General features: G+C 67.3%; 18 protein-coding genes and 1 pseudogene. 11 read left to right on the top strand and 8 right to left on the bottom strand.

Features of this window, described 5'->3' with window-relative positions; all coding sequences use genetic code 11:
* Positions 1–15 precede the first annotated feature (15 nt).
* From ACQCSY_RS10375 to ACQCSY_RS10365, 3 genes are all read right to left on the bottom strand, one after another.
* A complete protein-coding gene (locus ACQCSY_RS10375) occupies positions 16–2,004 on the bottom strand; it encodes a TIM barrel protein (RefSeq protein WP_427135375.1) in 1,989 nt (662 codons plus the stop codon).
* Positions 2,004–2,885 carry a shikimate dehydrogenase gene (locus ACQCSY_RS10370; protein WP_427135373.1) on the bottom strand — a complete coding sequence of 294 codons (882 nt, stop codon included), beginning with the start codon at positions 2,883–2,885 and terminating at the stop codon, positions 2,004–2,006. The genes ACQCSY_RS10375 and ACQCSY_RS10370 overlap by 1 nt, the downstream gene beginning before the upstream one ends.
* A 192-nt stretch (positions 2,886–3,077) precedes the next feature.
* On the bottom strand, positions 3,078–3,938 hold the full coding sequence (locus ACQCSY_RS10365; RefSeq protein ID WP_427135371.1) for an IclR family transcriptional regulator: 861 nt from the start codon (positions 3,936–3,938) through the stop codon (positions 3,078–3,080).
* 225 nt (positions 3,939–4,163) lie between these two features.
* Here ACQCSY_RS10365 and ACQCSY_RS10360 point away from each other — a divergent pair, with 225 nt between their 5' ends.
* Positions 4,164–5,483 (top strand): MFS transporter, encoded by a 1,320-nt coding sequence (locus ACQCSY_RS10360; RefSeq protein ID WP_427135370.1) that lies wholly within the window; start codon positions 4,164–4,166, stop codon positions 5,481–5,483.
* 55 nt (positions 5,484–5,538) lie between these two features.
* On the opposite strand, the gene ACQCSY_RS10355 is transcribed toward ACQCSY_RS10360, so the two are convergent.
* On the bottom strand, positions 5,539–6,615 hold the full coding sequence (locus ACQCSY_RS10355) for an ATP-dependent DNA ligase (RefSeq protein WP_427135368.1): 1,077 nt from the start codon (positions 6,613–6,615) through the stop codon (positions 5,539–5,541).
* A gap of 206 nt (positions 6,616–6,821) precedes the next feature.
* On the opposite strand from ACQCSY_RS10355, the gene ACQCSY_RS10350 reads away from it, so the two are divergent.
* Entirely contained in the window at positions 6,822–7,058 is a 237-nt protein-coding gene (locus tag ACQCSY_RS10350; protein ID WP_427135366.1) for a hypothetical protein, read from the top strand.
* 4 nt (positions 7,059–7,062) lie between these two features.
* Here ACQCSY_RS10350 and ACQCSY_RS10345 read toward each other — a convergent pair whose 3' ends face one another.
* The 4 genes from ACQCSY_RS10345 to ACQCSY_RS10330 all read right to left on the bottom strand — a co-directional run bounded on the left by ACQCSY_RS10345 (position 7,063) and on the right by ACQCSY_RS10330 (position 9,314).
* Entirely contained in the window at positions 7,063–7,365 is a 303-nt protein-coding gene (locus ACQCSY_RS10345; protein WP_427135364.1) for a MoaD/ThiS family protein, read from the bottom strand.
* A gap of 4 nt (positions 7,366–7,369) precedes the next feature.
* On the bottom strand, positions 7,370–8,494 hold the full coding sequence (locus ACQCSY_RS10340; RefSeq protein WP_427135362.1) for a WD40/YVTN/BNR-like repeat-containing protein: 1,125 nt from the start codon (positions 8,492–8,494) through the stop codon (positions 7,370–7,372).
* Between the two features lie 99 nt (positions 8,495–8,593).
* The gene (locus ACQCSY_RS10335; RefSeq protein ID WP_427135786.1) at positions 8,594–8,794 is read right to left on the bottom strand and encodes a hypothetical protein; all 201 of its coding nucleotides are present in this window, start codon (positions 8,792–8,794) and stop codon (positions 8,594–8,596) included.
* Between the two features lie 154 nt (positions 8,795–8,948).
* Entirely contained in the window at positions 8,949–9,314 is a 366-nt protein-coding gene (locus tag ACQCSY_RS10330; RefSeq protein WP_427135360.1) for an ArsR/SmtB family transcription factor, read from the bottom strand.
* 183 nt (positions 9,315–9,497) lie between these two features.
* On the opposite strand from ACQCSY_RS10330, the pseudogene arsB reads away from it, so the two are divergent.
* From arsB to ACQCSY_RS10285, 9 genes and pseudogenes are all read left to right on the top strand, one after another.
* A pseudogene (arsB, locus tag ACQCSY_RS10325) lies at positions 9,498–10,511 on the top strand (ACR3 family arsenite efflux transporter); the annotation flags it as partial.
* 75 nt (positions 10,512–10,586) lie between these two features.
* Positions 10,587–11,009: an arsenate reductase ArsC gene (locus ACQCSY_RS10320; protein ID WP_427135784.1), complete on the top strand. Its 423-nt coding sequence runs from the start codon at positions 10,587–10,589 to the stop codon at positions 11,007–11,009.
* A gap of 32 nt (positions 11,010–11,041) precedes the next feature.
* The gene (locus tag ACQCSY_RS10315; protein ID WP_427136045.1) at positions 11,042–11,209 is read left to right on the top strand and encodes a hypothetical protein; all 168 of its coding nucleotides are present in this window, start codon (positions 11,042–11,044) and stop codon (positions 11,207–11,209) included.
* A 5-nt stretch (positions 11,210–11,214) separates the two neighbouring features.
* Positions 11,215–11,679 carry a low molecular weight phosphatase family protein gene (locus tag ACQCSY_RS10310; RefSeq protein WP_427135359.1) on the top strand — a complete coding sequence of 155 codons (465 nt, stop codon included), beginning with the start codon at positions 11,215–11,217 and terminating at the stop codon, positions 11,677–11,679.
* An 88-nt stretch (positions 11,680–11,767) separates the two neighbouring features.
* Entirely contained in the window at positions 11,768–12,280 is a 513-nt protein-coding gene (locus tag ACQCSY_RS10305; RefSeq protein ID WP_427135357.1) for a universal stress protein, read from the top strand.
* A gap of 4 nt (positions 12,281–12,284) precedes the next feature.
* Positions 12,285–12,836 (top strand): DinB family protein, encoded by a 552-nt coding sequence (locus ACQCSY_RS10300; RefSeq protein WP_427135356.1) that lies wholly within the window; start codon positions 12,285–12,287, stop codon positions 12,834–12,836.
* A 215-nt stretch (positions 12,837–13,051) separates the two neighbouring features.
* Positions 13,052–13,399 (top strand): metal-sensitive transcriptional regulator, encoded by a 348-nt coding sequence (locus ACQCSY_RS10295; protein ID WP_427135354.1) that lies wholly within the window; start codon positions 13,052–13,054, stop codon positions 13,397–13,399.
* A 67-nt stretch (positions 13,400–13,466) separates the two neighbouring features.
* On the top strand, positions 13,467–13,697 hold the full coding sequence (locus ACQCSY_RS10290) for a heavy-metal-associated domain-containing protein (RefSeq protein WP_427135782.1): 231 nt from the start codon (positions 13,467–13,469) through the stop codon (positions 13,695–13,697).
* A gap of 118 nt (positions 13,698–13,815) precedes the next feature.
* The gene (locus ACQCSY_RS10285; RefSeq protein WP_427135780.1) at positions 13,816–16,254 is read left to right on the top strand and encodes a heavy metal translocating P-type ATPase; all 2,439 of its coding nucleotides are present in this window, start codon (positions 13,816–13,818) and stop codon (positions 16,252–16,254) included.
* Positions 16,255–16,318: the final 64 nt, after the last annotated feature.

Below are 16,318 nucleotides of genomic sequence, written 5' to 3'. Positions count from 1 at the left end.
TGGGTCGGGTGGGGGTCAGGTGGTGACTTTGAGCTGGTGCAGGTGGTCGTACTGGACCGCGTGCCGCACCGGGGCGTTGGGGGCCCCGTAGCCGTCGTAGGCGCCGCGGCGTTCCACCATTTCGAAGAACACGCTGCCTATGGTGGCGGTGTAGAAGTGCAGGAACTCGCCGTCGGCGTCCCGGTCGTAGAGCAGGTTGAGATCCCGCAGCGTGGCCAGGAAGGCCGGGTCCAGCGCGAACCGAGCGTCGAGGTCCTCGTAGTAGTTCGCCGGGATCCGCAGGAAGTCCAGGCCGCGGCCCCTTGCGGCGCGGGCCGTGGCCACGAGGTCATCCACCGCGAAGGCAACATGCTCCTGGTAGGTCCGGCGCTGGCCGGTTCCGGACGTGTCGGCGGAGCCCTCCTGCTGGATGAGCGGTGCCAGGTTCAGCACGAGGCGGACGCCTCGGTCCTTGGTGAGCATCACCTGGGAACGGACCAGGCCGGTGGGGCTTGCGACTTCGGCATACGGCTGAGGTTCCAGCGCCAGGGCGCTCGTGTAGAACAGCACGGCCTCGTCGAAGTGCTGCCAGGGCTGGGCGAGGTTCACGTGGTCGATCACGGCACTTGCTTCGCCTGCCCGGCCGGCGGCTGGAACTTCCAGCCCTTCCCCGAATTCCCGGGTCCAAGCGGCCGTGCCGTCCGGACTGCCCTGGCAGAGGAAGATCTCGGTGGAGTCCGGGGCGGCGAAGCCCTGGAAGATTTCCTCGTCGGCCTGGCTCGTGCGCGCCACGGCCGGGGCCTTGAGCTGCCGGGCGCGGGCGGCGGCAATCACGGGGGAATCGACGTCAACGCCCACGGCAGTAATGGCAGGCGCGATGGCGGTCCGCTGGCTTCCGGCGCCGGCGGTGGCCGTCCCGGACGTGGCGGCTCCGATGGTGCCGTCCACGGCAAGGGGCTGTTCGTTGATGATCACGCGCGCGTGGCCCATGGTCCACAATTGCACGTTCTTGGTGCGGTGGCGCCCGTTGAATGCGAACCCCAGCTGGCCGAGCAGGGTTTCCAGGCCGGCGGTGTCCGCGGCCCTGACTTCGGCGAAGTTGAAGCCTGCCGGTTCCGCCACCTGCGGCAGGGTGGCCAGTTCCATCGGGTAGCGACGGCGGCCGGCGGGACGTGCCCCGGCACCCGCACCGGGCGCCGGGTTCGCCTCGAGCCATTTGGCGCTCTGCTCTTCGAGCCAGATCAGCGACCGCATGGCGTCGACGGCGGTCCGTTCGACGTCGGACTGGCGGAAGACGTCGTTGAAGACCTCCAGCGACACCGGCCCGGTGTAGCCGGCGCGGACCACGTGGCCCATGAACTTGGCGAGTTCGAACTGCCCCTCGCCCGGGAACACCCGGTAGTGCCGGCTCCAGGACAGCACGTCCAGGGAGAGCTTGGGGGCGTCGGCCACCTGAACGAAGAAGATCTTGTCCGGATTGAAGGTCTCGATCGGCGCGGTGTCCCAGTCGCGGGAGAGGATGTGGAACGAGTCCAGGCACGTGCCAAGGTTGGGGTGGTCCACCATTTCCACGAGGCGGTGGGCGTGCTCATAGTCGTTGACGTACTTGCCCCAGGCGAGGGCCTCGTAGGCGACCTTGACGCCGTGCTCCCCGGCGAGGGCCGCGAGCCGGGAGAGCTGGCCGGCCCGGAGCTCGTCATCGTCTATGGAGGCGGTGCCCACGTTGGAGCAGACCAGGATGGTGTCCATGCCCAGCCGGGACATCAGCCGGACCTTGGCTTCGGCCCGACGCAGGTTGGCGGCGAGCAGCTCCTCGGGAACGCTGTCGAAGTCGCGGAACGGCTGGTAGAGATCCAGGGTGAGGCCGAGGTCGGCGGCCAGCTTGCGGACGTCCTCCGGGCTCAGCGGCGACGTGACCAGGTCCTGCTCGAAGATTTCGATTCCGTCGAAGCCGGCGATGGCGCAGGCCTGCATCTTTTCCCTCAAGGTGCCGGAGAGGCAGACGGTCGCAATTCCGGTGCGCATCAGGCGGCCACCTCTTCCGCGGCCACGAGTTCCAGGAAGTGGGCGCGCATGCGGTCCGCATCGGCCTCGAGTCCGGTGAAGATCCGGAAGGCGTCCGCCGCCTGTCCCACGGCCATGCGGCCGCCGTCGAGCACCTCGCAGCCCTTGGCACGGGCCTCGCGGACGAGCTCGGTTTCGATCGGCCGGTACACGATGTCCGCGACCCAGTGCCGGGACTCCACGAGGGACATGTCCAGCGGGACGCCGGGATGGGCGGCCATGCCCACCGGGGTGCAGTGCACCAGGCCGTCGGCCTGCGGCATCAGCTGCGGCAGCTCCGCCGTCGTGCGGGCCGTGACTTTACTGTCCGGGAAGAATCCGGCCAGCTCGGCGGCGCGGGCCGCGCAACGGGCCGCGTCCATGTCCACGAGTTCCAGTTCGCGGACACCCGCGCTGAGCAGGGCGTAGGCGACGGCGGACCCGGCGCCGCCCGCACCCAGCTGCACCACGCGGCCCAGTTTCGCGCCGGGGAGTCCGGAGACCAGGGCCGCCGCGAAGCCGGAAAAGTCGGTGTTATGGCCGACGAAGCGGCCGTCCCGGATCACGACGGTGTTGACTGCGCCGAGGCGCCGGGCGTCGGCGGAGACCTCATCCAGGTATTCGAGGACCAACTGCTTGCAGGGGTGGGTGATGTTCAGTCCGTTGAAGCCAAGCAGCCGGGCTCCGGCCAGGAGCTCCCCCACGGCCTGGCCGGGCAGGCCCAGTTCGTTGAGGTCGATGGGGCGGTAGAGGTACCGGAGGCCCTGCATGTCACCTTCGCGTTCGTGCATGTAGGGCGTGAGGGACGGCATGACACCGTCTCCCACGAGGCCCACGAGATAGGACTCTGCTCGATTGCTCATCCGTTCAGCTCCTTTGACAACGGCACTCGGCGGGCGGGGACGGCGTCGGCGGCGGGCCGGGTGACAGGGACTACACTACAGGATTTGTTCACATATTGCACCGAAGTTCTTATGGCGAACAGGTTATTACGACGGCGGCCTCCGCCACCCAGTTCCGGGACCCTCATTGCTGGGGGCTCATCGCTGGGGCCCTCATTGCTGGGGCAGCCGGGCGGACAGCTCGGCGGCGGCCGCCTGCAGCAGGGGAACGAGTGCCACCAAGGCCTCCAGGCTCAGGCGGAAGACCGGGACGGCAGTGGCGAGGGACGCGAAGGCGTGGCCCTGCGAGTTGAATACCGGAACCGCGACAGCACGCATGCCGAGCTCGTTCTCCTCATCCATCGTGGCGTAGCCGCGGCGACGGATCAGCTCGATCTCGGTCCGGAAAGCGTCGCGGTCGGTGATGGAAAACTCCGTTAGCGGCTCCAGGTCCAGCGCTTCCACAAGCTGGGTGCGGGTGGCGTCATCGGCAAACGCCACGAGCACTTTGCCCACGGACGTCGCATGCAGTGCCCCCAGATGTCCGGGATCGCTGGTGACCCGGAACGTCTGCGGCCCGTCCACCTTGTTCACTGTCAGATGGTGGTTGCCGTCGCGCACGGACAGGATGGTGGCCTCCCCTGTCTCCTCAGTGACGCGCCGCAGGATCGGCAGTGCCGTGCCGGCGAAGCCGTGATGGTTGGAGACGCGCTGGCCAAGCTGGAAGACGCGCAGGCCCAGGTGGTAGCGGCGGCCGTCCGGCTCGTAGTCCACGAAGCCGTCCCGCGTCAGGGAGCCAAGCAGGCGGTAGGTGGTACTGAAGGGAAGCTCAGCCCGACGGGACAGCTCGGCGGCGCTGGCGCCGCGCGGCTCGTCCCCCAGGAGGACCAACAGGCCAAGGGCCTTTCCCACCATGTCTGTCCGGGAGTCCTCCCTGGCTGCCTTTGACGACTTTGACGGCTTTGATGCCTTGGGACCGGCTTCCGCGGGGTACTCGGCAGGCTCGGCCGCCTCTGTGTCTCGATTCACACTCATACTTCGATGTTCTCACATGGTGAGAGCTATTTCTAGATGGTGATTATTTTTCTTGACAAGTGACTGCGCTCACAGTCATGATTGCTACATCGCACAAGTAGCTTCCACCATGTGGCTACTAGTCCGGGTCTTTCCACGGACCTCCGGCTGCCCCAAACTTAAGCCAGTGGCAGTCGTTAGCTTCCTGATCCATCCGCGACAACGTCGTCACACCAAAGGAACACCATGAGCCAGACACTCCCGTCCACGACGCCGGGGACCGCCACGCCGGCCGGGACGCCGAAGAAGGCAGCCCTCGCCAGCTTCCTGGGCAGCGCCGTCGAGTACTACGACTTTTTCATTTTCGGTTCCGCAGCCGCCCTGATCTTCCCCAAGGTCTTCTTCCCGGACGCTGACGCCAACGCGGCGATCATGTCCTTCGCGACCTTCGGCTTCGCCTATGTGGCCCGACCGGTCGGCGCCGTCATCCTGGGCCACTTCGGTGACCGGGTGGGTCGCCGGAAGGTCCTCATGTTCACACTGCTGCTGATGGGCGCCTCCACCTTCGTTATCGGCTGCCTCCCGGACTTCAAGACCGTCGGCTGGTGGGCCCCCGTGCTGCTGGTGCTGGCGCGCCTCTGCCAGGGCCTCTCCGCAGCGGGTGAACAGGCCGGCGCGTCCTCCATGACGCTCGAGCACGCCCCGGACAACCGCCGCTCCTTCTTTACCTCCTGGACCCTGACCGGCACCCAGGGCGGCCAGATCCTCGCCGCCCTCGTCTTCATCCCGGTCCTGGCCCTGCCCGACGAGGTCAAGTACGGCATCGGCTGGCGCATCCCGTTCTGGCTCAGTGCTGTCGTGGTGATGGTGGCGTTCTTCATCCGCCGCACCCTGCACGAGCCGCCGGCCTTCGAGGAAGCCCAGAAGTCCGCCCAGATCGCCAAGCTCCCCGTTGCCGACCTCCTCAAGGACCACTGGCGCGATGTCCTCCGCGTGATCGCGTGCGCCTTCATCGCCGCCGTCTCCACCGTGTTCGGCACCCTCGCCATCAGCTACGCCAAGAACGTCGCCGGCGTGGACGGCACCACCACGCTGTGGCTCGTCGTCGGGGCCAACCTCGTCGCCCTCGGCACGCAGCCGCTCTTCGGCAAGCTCGCGGACAGGATCGGCCGCAAGCCGGTCTTCATCTACGGCGCGCTGTCCAGCGCGGTCCTGACGCCCGTGTTCCTGCTCAGCCTGGAGTCCGGCAGCGTACCGCTGATGTTCCTCGCCGCCATCGGTTTCTTCTCCTTCGGCTACGCGGCCTCCAACGCGGTCTGGCCCTCCTTCTACGCCGAGATGTTCAGCACCAAGGTCCGCTTCTCCGGCCTCGCGATCGGCACCCAGCTCGGCTTCCTCATGGCCGGGTTCGCACCGGCGATCGTGGCAGCCATGGGGGGCATCAAGCCCGGCGGCTGGGTCCAGATCAGCATCTTCACCGCCATCATCTGCGTGATCGCCGCCGTCTCGGCACTGACCGCCAAGGAAACCTTCAAGGTCCCCACCAGGGAACTCGGCCTGCGCTAAGGACGCAAGACCACGACGGCGGCCCTCCCCGTCAGGGGGCGGGCCGCCGTCGTCGTTAACTCCTGCCCGATGCCAAGACAGAGGAGAGATCATATTTAACCGGCTCCTCCAGCTGTTCATAAGTGCAGGACCGCGGATCCCGGTCCGGCCGCCAGCGCACGAACTGCGCCGTGTGCCTGAACCGTTGGCCCTCCATATGGTCGTATTTCACTTCCAGAACGCGTTCAGGGCGAAGCGGCGTAAAAGACAGGTCCTTGCCCCCGCTCCACCGGCTGCCCTCGGCGTTGCGCGGTGTACGGGTACCTTCCTCCTGCCTCGCCCACGACCAGGGATGCTCGTCGAAGCCCGCCACAAGCGGCTGGAGTTCCTCGAACAGTTCTTTTCGGCGCTGCATTGGAAAGGCGCCCACAACCCCCACATTGGCGAGTCCGCCGTCGTCGTCATAAAGACCCAGCAGCAGCGAGCCGATCCGGCCCTGTCCGCTCGTGTGCACCCGGTAACCGGCGACGACGCAATCCGCGGTGCGTTCATGCTTGATCTTGAACATCGACCGTTTGTCCGGCTGGTACCCGCCGCCGAGCGGTTTGGCGACGATCCCGTCAAGGCCTGCCCCTTCAAACTGGCGGAACCACTGCTCGGCGGTCCGCTTGTCCCGGGTCGCGGCCGTCAGATGGACTGGCGCGGCACTATGGGCAAGCGCCCGTTCCAGCGCGCTGCGCCGCTCGGCGAACGGCCGTGCGGTGAAGTCCTCGTCGCCGAGGGCCAGTAGATCGAAGGCGACGAACCTCGCCGGAGTCTGCTCGGCCAGCAGCCTGACCCTGCTGGCAGCAGGATGGATCCGCTGCTGGAGCGCATCGAAGTCGAGCCGGTCACCGGAAGCACCCACCAGGATGATCTCGCCGTCGATCACGCACCGCAACGGCAGGTTCGCCTTCAGAGGCTGGACGAGTTCCGGGAAGTACCGGGTCATCGGCTTCCCATTGCGGCTGCCGATCTCGACCTCGTCACCGTCACGAAAGACGATGGAGCGGAAGCCATCCCACTTCGGTTCAAAACTCATCAAACCGTCGGGCAGGGCACTCACGGCCTTGGCAAGCATCGGCGCAATCGGGGGCATCAGCGGCAGTCGCATGGGGCCCATTCTTGCCCGACGGTCCGCTTCCCGCCAGCCCTCTGCCCGTGCCGGGCTTCCCCCGGCTGGAGCCGGCAGGGATTTACAGCACCGGCGCCCAAAGCTAACCCATCCCTTACCCTGCCGAAACGCGGCGGCAACATTGGCGCAGGACACTGGAAGTGCCGGCAATAGCAGGCACCAGCTCCAGTTCGGGAGGCCCCGCCATGTTGAAGGAAGCCAAAGCCCATGTGACCCGTATCCGCGCCCTGGACCAGCTGCACCGCGGCGACGAGATTGAAGCCCGCCTGCGAGTGGGTCCGAACTACGACGACGTCGTGATCCGCCGCGGCAACGTCCAGGAAACAGCCCCGGGAATCGGCGTCGTCTGGATCATGGACCGCCAGTCCGGCATGCGCAAGGCCATCAACGCGGACGAATGCACTGTCTGGCGGGTCGCCTGAGGCGTCAGCCTCCCGCAACCGACTGGATGATCAGGACATCCTGGCCCGGTGCCACCGCCGTCACGAGGCCCTGCAAGCGCCGGATCTCATTCCCGTTGACGTATATATTCACGTAACGGCGGATCGTGCCGGTCTCGTCCCGCAGCCTCCTCGAGAGCGCCGGGTATTCCCGGGTCACCGAATCCAGCAACCACTCCACCGTCACCGCCCCCTGCGCGGGCGCAGTCAGGATGGACTGCCCGCCGGCGAGCGGCTGGAGGACGCTCGGCAGTAGAACGCTGATCCCTGGCTCCGGGGAGATGCTCATGCGGTCACGGAAATCCCGGGAACAGGGCTGCGGAGACGGCGGCTACCCGCACGCACAGCACGTCCGGCAGGTGCGAGGCCACCTCGGTGAAGTGTTCGCCTTCATCGGCGCTGGCGTAGACGCTGCCGCCGCGCGTTCCGAAGTACACTCCGGCCGGCTCGCCCGAGTCGACGCACGCGGCATCGCGCAGCACGGCGTTGTACTCTGGTTCCGGCAGCCCTGTGTCGAGCCGTTTCCAGCTTCCGCCGGCGTCATCGGTCCGGTGGACTGCGAGCTTGCCGTCCGGCGGGATTCTTTCGCTGTCGGCCTTCAACGGAACAACCCACGCGGTGCCCGCCCGGCGCGGATGCGTCAGCATCACGAAGCCGAAGTCCGCCGGCAGCCCTTCGGCAATCGATTCCCAGGTCTCGGCGTCATCGTCGCTGCGGTAGACGCCGTGATGGTTCTGGGCGTACAGCCGGCCGTCGACGACCGCGTCGGCGGCAATCTTGTGGACGCACTGGCCGAATTCGGGGTTGGGGTCGGGCATGAAGTAGGCCGAGATGCCCTTATTGCGGGGCTCCCAGGAGGCCCCGCCGTCGAGCGAGCGGTATACCCCGCCCGTACTCATGGCGACGTGCACCTTCTCCCCTGTCGGGCCGACGACGATCGAGTGGGCCGCCGCGCCGCCGTAGCCGGCACCCCATTCGCTGCGGTGCGGATGGTCCCAAAGACCCCGGTTGAGTTCGAAGTGCTCGCCGCCGTCGGTTGATTTCCAGACGGAGATCGGCTCGCAGCCGGCCCACACTACACCCGGGCGGGATTCGGCGTCGGGGTGGATCTGCCAGATCCGCTCCAGCGCGGCGTCGGTGTCTTCGGGGAACCGGATGGCGCCCTGCTCGGGCTCGTTCCACGTTTCGCCCAGATCATCCGAGTGGAAAACGGTGGGGCCCCAGTGCTCGGAACGGACTCCGACCAGGATCCGGGTCCGTCCGTCGCGTGTGTCGATGCCGATGCTGGGGATTTCGCTCATCAGGAAATGTGGCCCGGAAAGGGACCAGTCCTTGCGGTCCTGGCTGGTTGCAAACCAGAGTCCCTTCTTGGTCCCGATCGCCAGGACATAACTTTCTGCGGTAGCCATGCCCCCCATGCAACCACCCCGGCCGGATAGCCGCAATGGTTTTCTGCCGGCGTTTTCTGCCGGCGTTGTCTGCCAGCAAGCGTCGGCTCTTCGAACCCGGAGCGGGAGTCAGTCCACGAACTCCGACTGCGTCTCGATGAAGTCCCAGTCGGCGTCGGTCAACACCCCTGCCACGTCGTCTGGGCGGGGGCCGCCGGCCTCTGCGATGCCTTGCAGCACCGACGGCGGCAGCTCGGTGGCACGCAAGTTTTCGCGCAGCCATTCCTTGCACGCCAGATCAGTATCAAGCCACCACATGAAGATCTCCACGGCGGTCACCTCTTCCTTTGTTCTTCAACGTTAGGCCCCGCCACGATGCTGTTCAATAGCCGTCCCGCGCGCCTTGCCGTTCAGCTTCTTCACGCGTTCTTCCCGGGTTATTCCGGGGTTGTTTTTCGGGCCGGCGACGGCGGGCGCCGGAGGGTCACAGAGTGGCCAGAACTCCAGCGGTCCGCTCCAGCGCGCCAGGCACCAGTGAGTAGTAGGCCCAGGTGCCGCGCTTCTGGCGGTGCAGCAGGCCGGCGTCGACCAGGATCTTCAAATGGTGGGAGACCGTGGGCTGGCCCAGCCCCAGCGGTTCGGTGAGGTCGCAGACGCACGCCTCGCCGCCGTCGCTCGCCTTGACGATGGATAGCAGGCGCAGGCGGTTCGGGTCGGCGAGGGCCTTAAAGAGATGGGCCTTGCCCTGTGCCTCTTCCGAGCCCAGCACGGGCGCGCCGGCCGAAGTGCAGCACGCATCCGCCGCCCTGGGCTCGTTCCTCTGGACTGCGGTGATCTGGAGTGCCGTCATGCATCCATTATGCACATATATTGACAAGGGTCGATATATCTGGGAATACTTTCCTATATCGACAGTCATCAATCTGCAGCAGGCAATCCCGGGAGAACCGTGAGCACCCAAATCCAGCCAGTCCCAGCACCGCCGCAGGGCGCCGCAGCGAACCCTGCGGAGAAGCCGGCGGTTTCCGCGCGGCTGTCCGTGCTGGACCGCTTCCTGCCGGTGTGGATCATCGCGGCTATGGCGGCAGGGCTGCTTCTGGGCAATCTGCTGCCGGGCCTCCACACGGCCCTGGAAGCGGTGAAGATCGGCGAGGTTTCGCTGCCGATCGCCGTGGGCCTGCTGGTGATGATGTACCCGGTGCTCGCCAAGGTCCGCTACGACCAGGCCCACCGCGTCATCGGCGACCGCAAGCTCCTGATCACCTCCCTGGTCCTAAACTGGGTCCTGGCGCCGGCGTTCATGTTCGTCCTGGCTTGGATCTTCCTCCCGGACCTGCCGGACTACCGCACCGGTCTTATCATCGTGGGCCTGGCCCGCTGCATCGCCATGGTGATGATCTGGAACGACCTCGCCTGCGGAGACCGGGAGGCCGCGGCGGTGCTGGTGGCAATCAACTCGGTGTTCCAGGTTCTTGCGTTCGGCGCCCTCGGCTGGTTCTACCTGCAGCTGCTCCCCGCCTGGCTCGGCCTGCCCGCCACCAGCGCCGACTTCTCCTTTTGGGCCATCACGGCCTCCGTCCTGGTCTTCTTAGGGCTCCCGCTCCTCGCCGGTTTCCTCACCCGGACCATCGGCGAAAAGGCCCGGGGCCGGGACTGGTACGAATCCACGCTCCTGCCGAAGCTCGGCCCGTGGGCGCTCTACGGCCTGCTCCTCACGATCACACTGCTGTTCGCTCTGCAGGGCGGGACCATCACCGCCCGACCGCTGGACGTGGCACGGATCGCGCTGCCACTGCTGGTGTACTTCGTGGTGGTGTTCGTGGCCGGCATGCTGATCGGCCGCGGGCTGGATCTCGGCTACGCCAAGACCATCACGCTGGCATTCACGGCCGCCGGCAACAACTTCGAACTCGCCATCGCCGTGGCGATCGGCGCGTTCGGCGTCACCTCCGGGCAGGCCCTCGCCGGCGTCGTGGGTCCCCTGATCGAAGTCCCCGCCCTTGTTGCACTGGTCTACGCGGCCCTGTGGGCCCGCAAACGCTTCTTCGAACCCGCATCCGGCAAACCCCTAAACCCCCAAACCCCCAAACCCCCAAACCCCCGCAATCGTAAGGAGACCCCGATGAGCGCCGAAACCGCCAAGAAGCCCTCCGTCCTGTTCGTCTGCATCCACAACGCCGGCCGCTCCCAGATGGCCGCCGCCTTCCTCACCACCCTCGGCAAGGACGCCGTCGAGGTCCGCTCCGCCGGCTCGCAGCCCGCGGATAAGGTCAACCCGGCCGCCGTCGAGGCCATGGCCGAACTCGGCATCGACATGTCCGCCGAAATCCCCAAGATCCTCACCGCCGAGGCCGTGAAGGAATCCGACGTCGTGATCACCATGGGCTGCGGCGACGAGTGCCCGTACTTCCCGGGCAAGCGCTACGAGGACTGGGTCCTCGAGGACCCCGCCGGCCAGGGCGTGGAGGCCGTGCGCCCCATCCGCGACGAAATCAAGGCCCGCATCGAGGACCTGATCGCATCCCTGAGCCCGGCCGCTGGCTGACAACCACCAACCCGCTCCGGAAAGAGGACCCCGTGGATGTAGAAGCCAAGCTTCCCGTTGCTGTGATCGGAGCGGGACCCATCGGCCTCGCCGCGGCGGCACACCTGCTGGAGCGCGGCATCGGGCTGGAAATCCCCCCGGCCCACCGGCGGCAACTGAATCCTGCATGCGAGAGGAGCCCGCGAAACAAGGAGGAATGAAGCACATGACTGACCCCAGCGAGACAGCAGACGGCGGCAGCCCGGCGCGGAAGCCCAGCGTCCTGTTTGTCTGCAGCAAGAACGGCGGCAAATCCCAGCTGGCCGCGGCCCTGATGAACCAGCTGGCGGCGGGGGCAGTGGATGTCCACTCTGCCGGCACCCTGCCCGGCAGCTCACTGAACGCCGAAGCGGTCGCCTCCCTGGCCGAGCTCGGCATCGATATCCGGGACGAGCACCCCAAGTCCGTGACGGAGGAGGTGCTGTACGCCGTGGACGCCGTCGTTGTCCTGGGCACCGAGGCGAAACTCGCTCCGCACGGCAGCGCCCGCTTCGAGGTCTGGGCGACTGACGAGCCGTCGCTGCGCAGCATTGACGGCATGGAACGCATGCGGCTGGTGCGGGACGACATCAAGGGCAGGGTGAGCGCGCTCTACGCGGAGCTCACCACCGCCACTCCTACACGGCGATGACGTACGCCACGGCGGCGGCCGCGTCACTCGCCGGAAGATCGGGAAGTAAGTCCCTGTTCAGGCCCGCGCCCGGGGGCAACAATTGAGTATGTCTCCAGAGAGCGTCAGCCGTTCGTCCCCCTTGGTGGTGGGCGTGCTTCCTGGACAGCATCCGGAAGTGCTGCAGACCGCGGCGTCGCTTGCGAAAAGCCTCGCGGTTCCCATGATCTGCGCTTACGTGGACGAGGCAAGCTACCTCGTGGAGTGGGACCCGGCGCGGTCCGCGCACCGGCTCTCCGTGCACCCGGACACGGACGACGACAAAATCCGGGAGGTGACCCAGGAACTGCGGTCCACCATCGAGGCAGCCTGCCAGGGCCTGGGCATCGACTGGACGCTGCGCACCCTGGCAGGGGATCCCGCCCGGGCGATCGGCAGGCTGGCTGTTGACTCCGACGCGGGAATGATCATCGTCGGGACCCCGGAACGCGGGCTCGGGCACCGTATTTCCGCAGCGCTGAACGGCTCCGTGGCCGCGTGGCTGAGCCACCATCAGGACCATCCGATCCTGATCGTTCCGGCGCCGGTGCCGGCTCACCATCGGCCGACCCATGGCTCCTAGCCCCGTGGCTCTTGACCGCGACGGCGTCCTGGCCGGCTATCGGCGCAACTGCTCAGAACTGAGCGCCGTCCTCGCCGCTGCATCGCCCGCCGAATTGCGGCAGGGCAGCGCGGGTACCCGCTGGACCAATGAAGAACTGCTGTTCCACATGGTGTTCGGATACCTCGTTGTGCTGGCCCTGCTCCCGCTGGTGCGGGGCTTCGGACGGCTGCCGCCACGGCTCAGCCAGGGTTTCGCGGCGCTGCTGAACGCCGGCACGATGCCGTTCGACGTCGTCAATTACTGGGGGTCCAGGGCGGGAGCCCGGGTCTACAACCGCCGGCGGATGGCAGCCAAGCTGTGCCGGGTCACCGCTTCGCTTGAGCGCCGGCTCGGCCGGGAGAACGAGGCTGGCCTGCGGCGGAGCATGTTCTTTCCGACCCGCTGGGACCCCTTCTTCAACGAAACGATGTCCTTGGCGGACGTCTACGCGTATCCCATCGAACACTTCGATTTCCATGCCGCCCAGCTGTCACTGGACCTCCATTCCCGCCCGGAAACGGGCGCCGGAAAATAAAGCGAAAGTAGTTATTCCGGGTGCTGGCATTCCTTGGCTACTGCCAACTAAGCTTGAATGTGTGGGCGATCGAACGCCTGCCCCAAGGCTGCTCCGGAGTGCGTATCCCCCAATAACGCACTCCGGAGCTCTTTAATTTCCGGGACGGTTTCAGCCCTGCGCGATACCCCCTCCGGGTACTTGAAACATACCCCTAGGGGGTATATGTTGGGGTAATGAACGAGTCCGAACTTCCCCCCTTGGTTCCCCGTGCTGCTGACACGCATCAGCAGCACGGCTACTCCTCCAACAAGGAGGCCTACCTGCGGCGGCTCAAACGGATCGAAGGCCAGGTCCGCGGCATCGCCCGGATGGTCGACGAGGACAAGTACTGCATCGACATCCTCACCCAGGTCGCCGCCGTCACCAAGGCCCTGCACGCCGTCAGCCTGGGGCTGGTGGAGGAACACATCGGCCACTGCGTCGTCGGTGCTGCCTCCGAGCCGGATCCAGGACTGCGCGCGGAAGCCATCGACTTCAAGGTCAAGGAGGCCACCGATGCCATCGGGCGCCTCCTGCGGTAACGGCAACACCACCCACCACATCTCCGGGCTGATGAACCACAACCAGCCCATCGACAAGGAGCAAGCCATGAGCACCGTTTCCACCACCGTAAGCGTTTCCGGCATGACCTGCGGCCACTGCGTGTCCTCCGTCAGCGAAGAGCTCGAGTCGCTGGCCGGCGTCGAGAAGGTCGACGTCGACCTCAACACCGGCGGCATCTCTACCGTCACCATCACCTCCAGCGATGCACTGTCATCATCCGAGATCGGCGAGGCCGTCGCCGAAGCCGGCTACCTGGTAGTCGCCAACGAAGCCTAAGACCCCAGCCCCAGGCCGGCCCGCCGTCAGGACAGGAAACACCGTGAGCAGCACCGTAAGCAAAGAGCAACTGCTGGACCAGGCCGCGAGCCGGGTGATTGAACTCGATATCGAGGGCATGACGTGCGCGTCCTGCGTCAACCGCGTCGAACGCAAGCTCGGAAGGCTCGACGGCGTGGAAGCCTCGGTCAACCTGCCCCTCGAGTCCGCCCACGTCACCGTCTCCTCGGACATCACCGACGAACAGATCACCGCCACAGTGGCGGCAGCCGGCTACAAGGCCACGATCCGCCCGAGCCGGTACGCGAGCCCGCAGCTTGAGGCTGTCGAAATCGCAGGCGGGACTGGGGTTTCGACAAGCTCAACCACCGGAGTCGACGCCGGCGAGGTGCCCGCTAGCGGCGCGGCCGGGGGCATGCGGAAGCGCGCGTCTAAGCTGGGCCCACGCCGGCCGGGTTCCCTGGCCGAGCTTGCGAGGCTAGGGGGCCGGTGGGGAGGAACGACCGAGCACGCGGAGCATGTGGCCGGTGGCGTCGCGACTGGCGACCACATGGCCCACGGCGCTGCAGCCCAGCTGCGCCCACGCCTGATACTCGCCGCCATCCTCACCATCCCCGTGTTCCTTATTTCGATGTTCCCGGCCTTGCAGTTCGCCAACTGGGGCTGGGTGGCGGCCACGCTCGCCCTGCCCGTGGTCAGCTGGGCGGCATGGCCGTTCCACCGGGCCGCGGCCGTCAACGCCCGGCATTTCGCCTCCACCATGGACACCCTGGTGTCGCTCGGCGTATCCGCGGCCTACGTTTTCTCGGCCTGGCAGCTGCTTGCCGACCCGTCGCTGACGGCCCACCCGGGCATGGCAGGCACGGAGATGGGCGCCGGCGGGCTCTACTTCGAAGTCGCGTCGGTTGTCACCACGTTCCTGCTGCTCGGCCGCTATCTTGAGGCCAACGCCAAGCGGAAGGCCGGGGATGCCCTCAAGGCCCTGCTTAACCTCGGCGCCAAGGATGCCACGGTCCTCAGGGACGGCCGCGAGCACAAGATCCCGGCCGGGCAGCTTGGCGTGGGCGATGTCATCGTGGTCCGCCCCGGCGAGAAGATCGCCACCGACGGCGTCGTCATCGAAGGATCCTCCGCCGTCGACGCCTCCCTCGTGACCGGCGAATCCGTGCCCGTGGAAGTCGGCCCGGACAGCCCCGTCATCGGTGCCACCATCAACACCTCCGGCCGCCTCCTGGTCCGCGCCACGCGCGTCGGTGCCGAGACCACCCTCGCCCAAATGGGCCGGCTCGTCTCCCAGGCGCAGACTGGGAAGGCCCCGATCGCCCGCCTCGCGGACCGCATCAGCGCCGTGTTCGTGCCCGTCGTGCTGGGTATCGCCGCCGCTACCTTCGGCGCCTGGCTGCTCGCGGCCGGACCGGTCATAAGCGACGCCGAGCTGCGCGCCGCCTTCACTGCGGCCGTCGCCGTGCTGGTCATTGCCTGCCCGTGCGCCCTGGGGCTCGCCACGCCCGTGGGACTCCTCACCGGGACAGGCCGCGGAGCCCAGCTAGGCATCCTGATCAAGGGCCCCCAGGTCCTCGAAGACACCCGGACCGTGGACACCATCCTGCTGGACAAGACCGGCACCGTCACCACCGGCCACCTGGCCGTCGACGGCAGCCAGTCGTTCGGCACGTTCGGTGAGGCCGAGGTCCTGCGCCTCGCCGGGGCCGTGGAGTCCGCGTCCGAGCACCCCATTGCCCACGCCATCGTTGCCGCGGCACGCTCCGCAGCGGGCCCGAACAACGACGCCGGCCGCCTCCCCGCCGTCGATGGCTTCCGCTCCGCCCCCGGCGGCGGTGTCCAGGGGACCGTGGATGGACGCCGCATTACCGCGGGCCGCACGGGTTGGCTGCGGGAAAACGGCATTGCCACGACGGCGGCGCAGCAGGCCGCCCTCCGCGTCGCCGAGGAGTCCGGCGCCACTGCCATCTGGGTGGCCGTCGACGGGGAAGCCGCGGGCATCATCAGCCTGCGGGACACGCTCAAGCCCGGCTCGGCGGCGGCGATCGCGAGGCTCAGGCAGCTCGGGCTCAGGCCGATCCTGCTGACCGGGGACAACGCTGCGGTGGCCGCGCAGGTGGCTACCGCTGTCGGCATCGGCCCTGAGGATGTGTTCGCCGGCGTGCTGCCGGAAGGCAAGGTCGAGGCCGTGCGGAAGCTGCAGGCGGGCGGCGCCACCGTGGCGATGGCCGGCGACGGCGTGAACGACGCCGCGGCGCTGGCACAGGCGGACCTGGGGATCGCCATGGGCTCGGGCACCGACGTCGCCATCGAGGCCGCCGACCTGACGGTCATGGGCAACGAGCTGGGGCAGGTGGCGCAGGCCATTCAACTGTCCCGCCGGACCCTGGCCACCATCAAGACCAACCTCTTCTGGGCCTTCTTCTACAACGCGGTCGGCATTCCGGTGGCGGCCCTGGGACTGCTGAACCCGATGATCGCCGGCGCCGCGATGGCCGCCAGCTCCGTGCTGGTGGTGGCCAACTCGCTGCGGCTGCGCAGCTTCGGCAAGTAGCCCGCCACGCCCCAACTGGCTAGCAGCGGGGGTCGTTCTGAGCGCTCAAACGACCCCTGCTGGG

The organism is Pseudarthrobacter sp. S9 (assembly GCF_050156545.1).
Lineage (GTDB): Bacteria > Actinomycetota > Actinomycetes > Actinomycetales > Micrococcaceae > Arthrobacter.
Note: the sequence above shows the minus strand (reverse complement) of the source record. Positions and strands in the feature narration are given on the sequence as shown.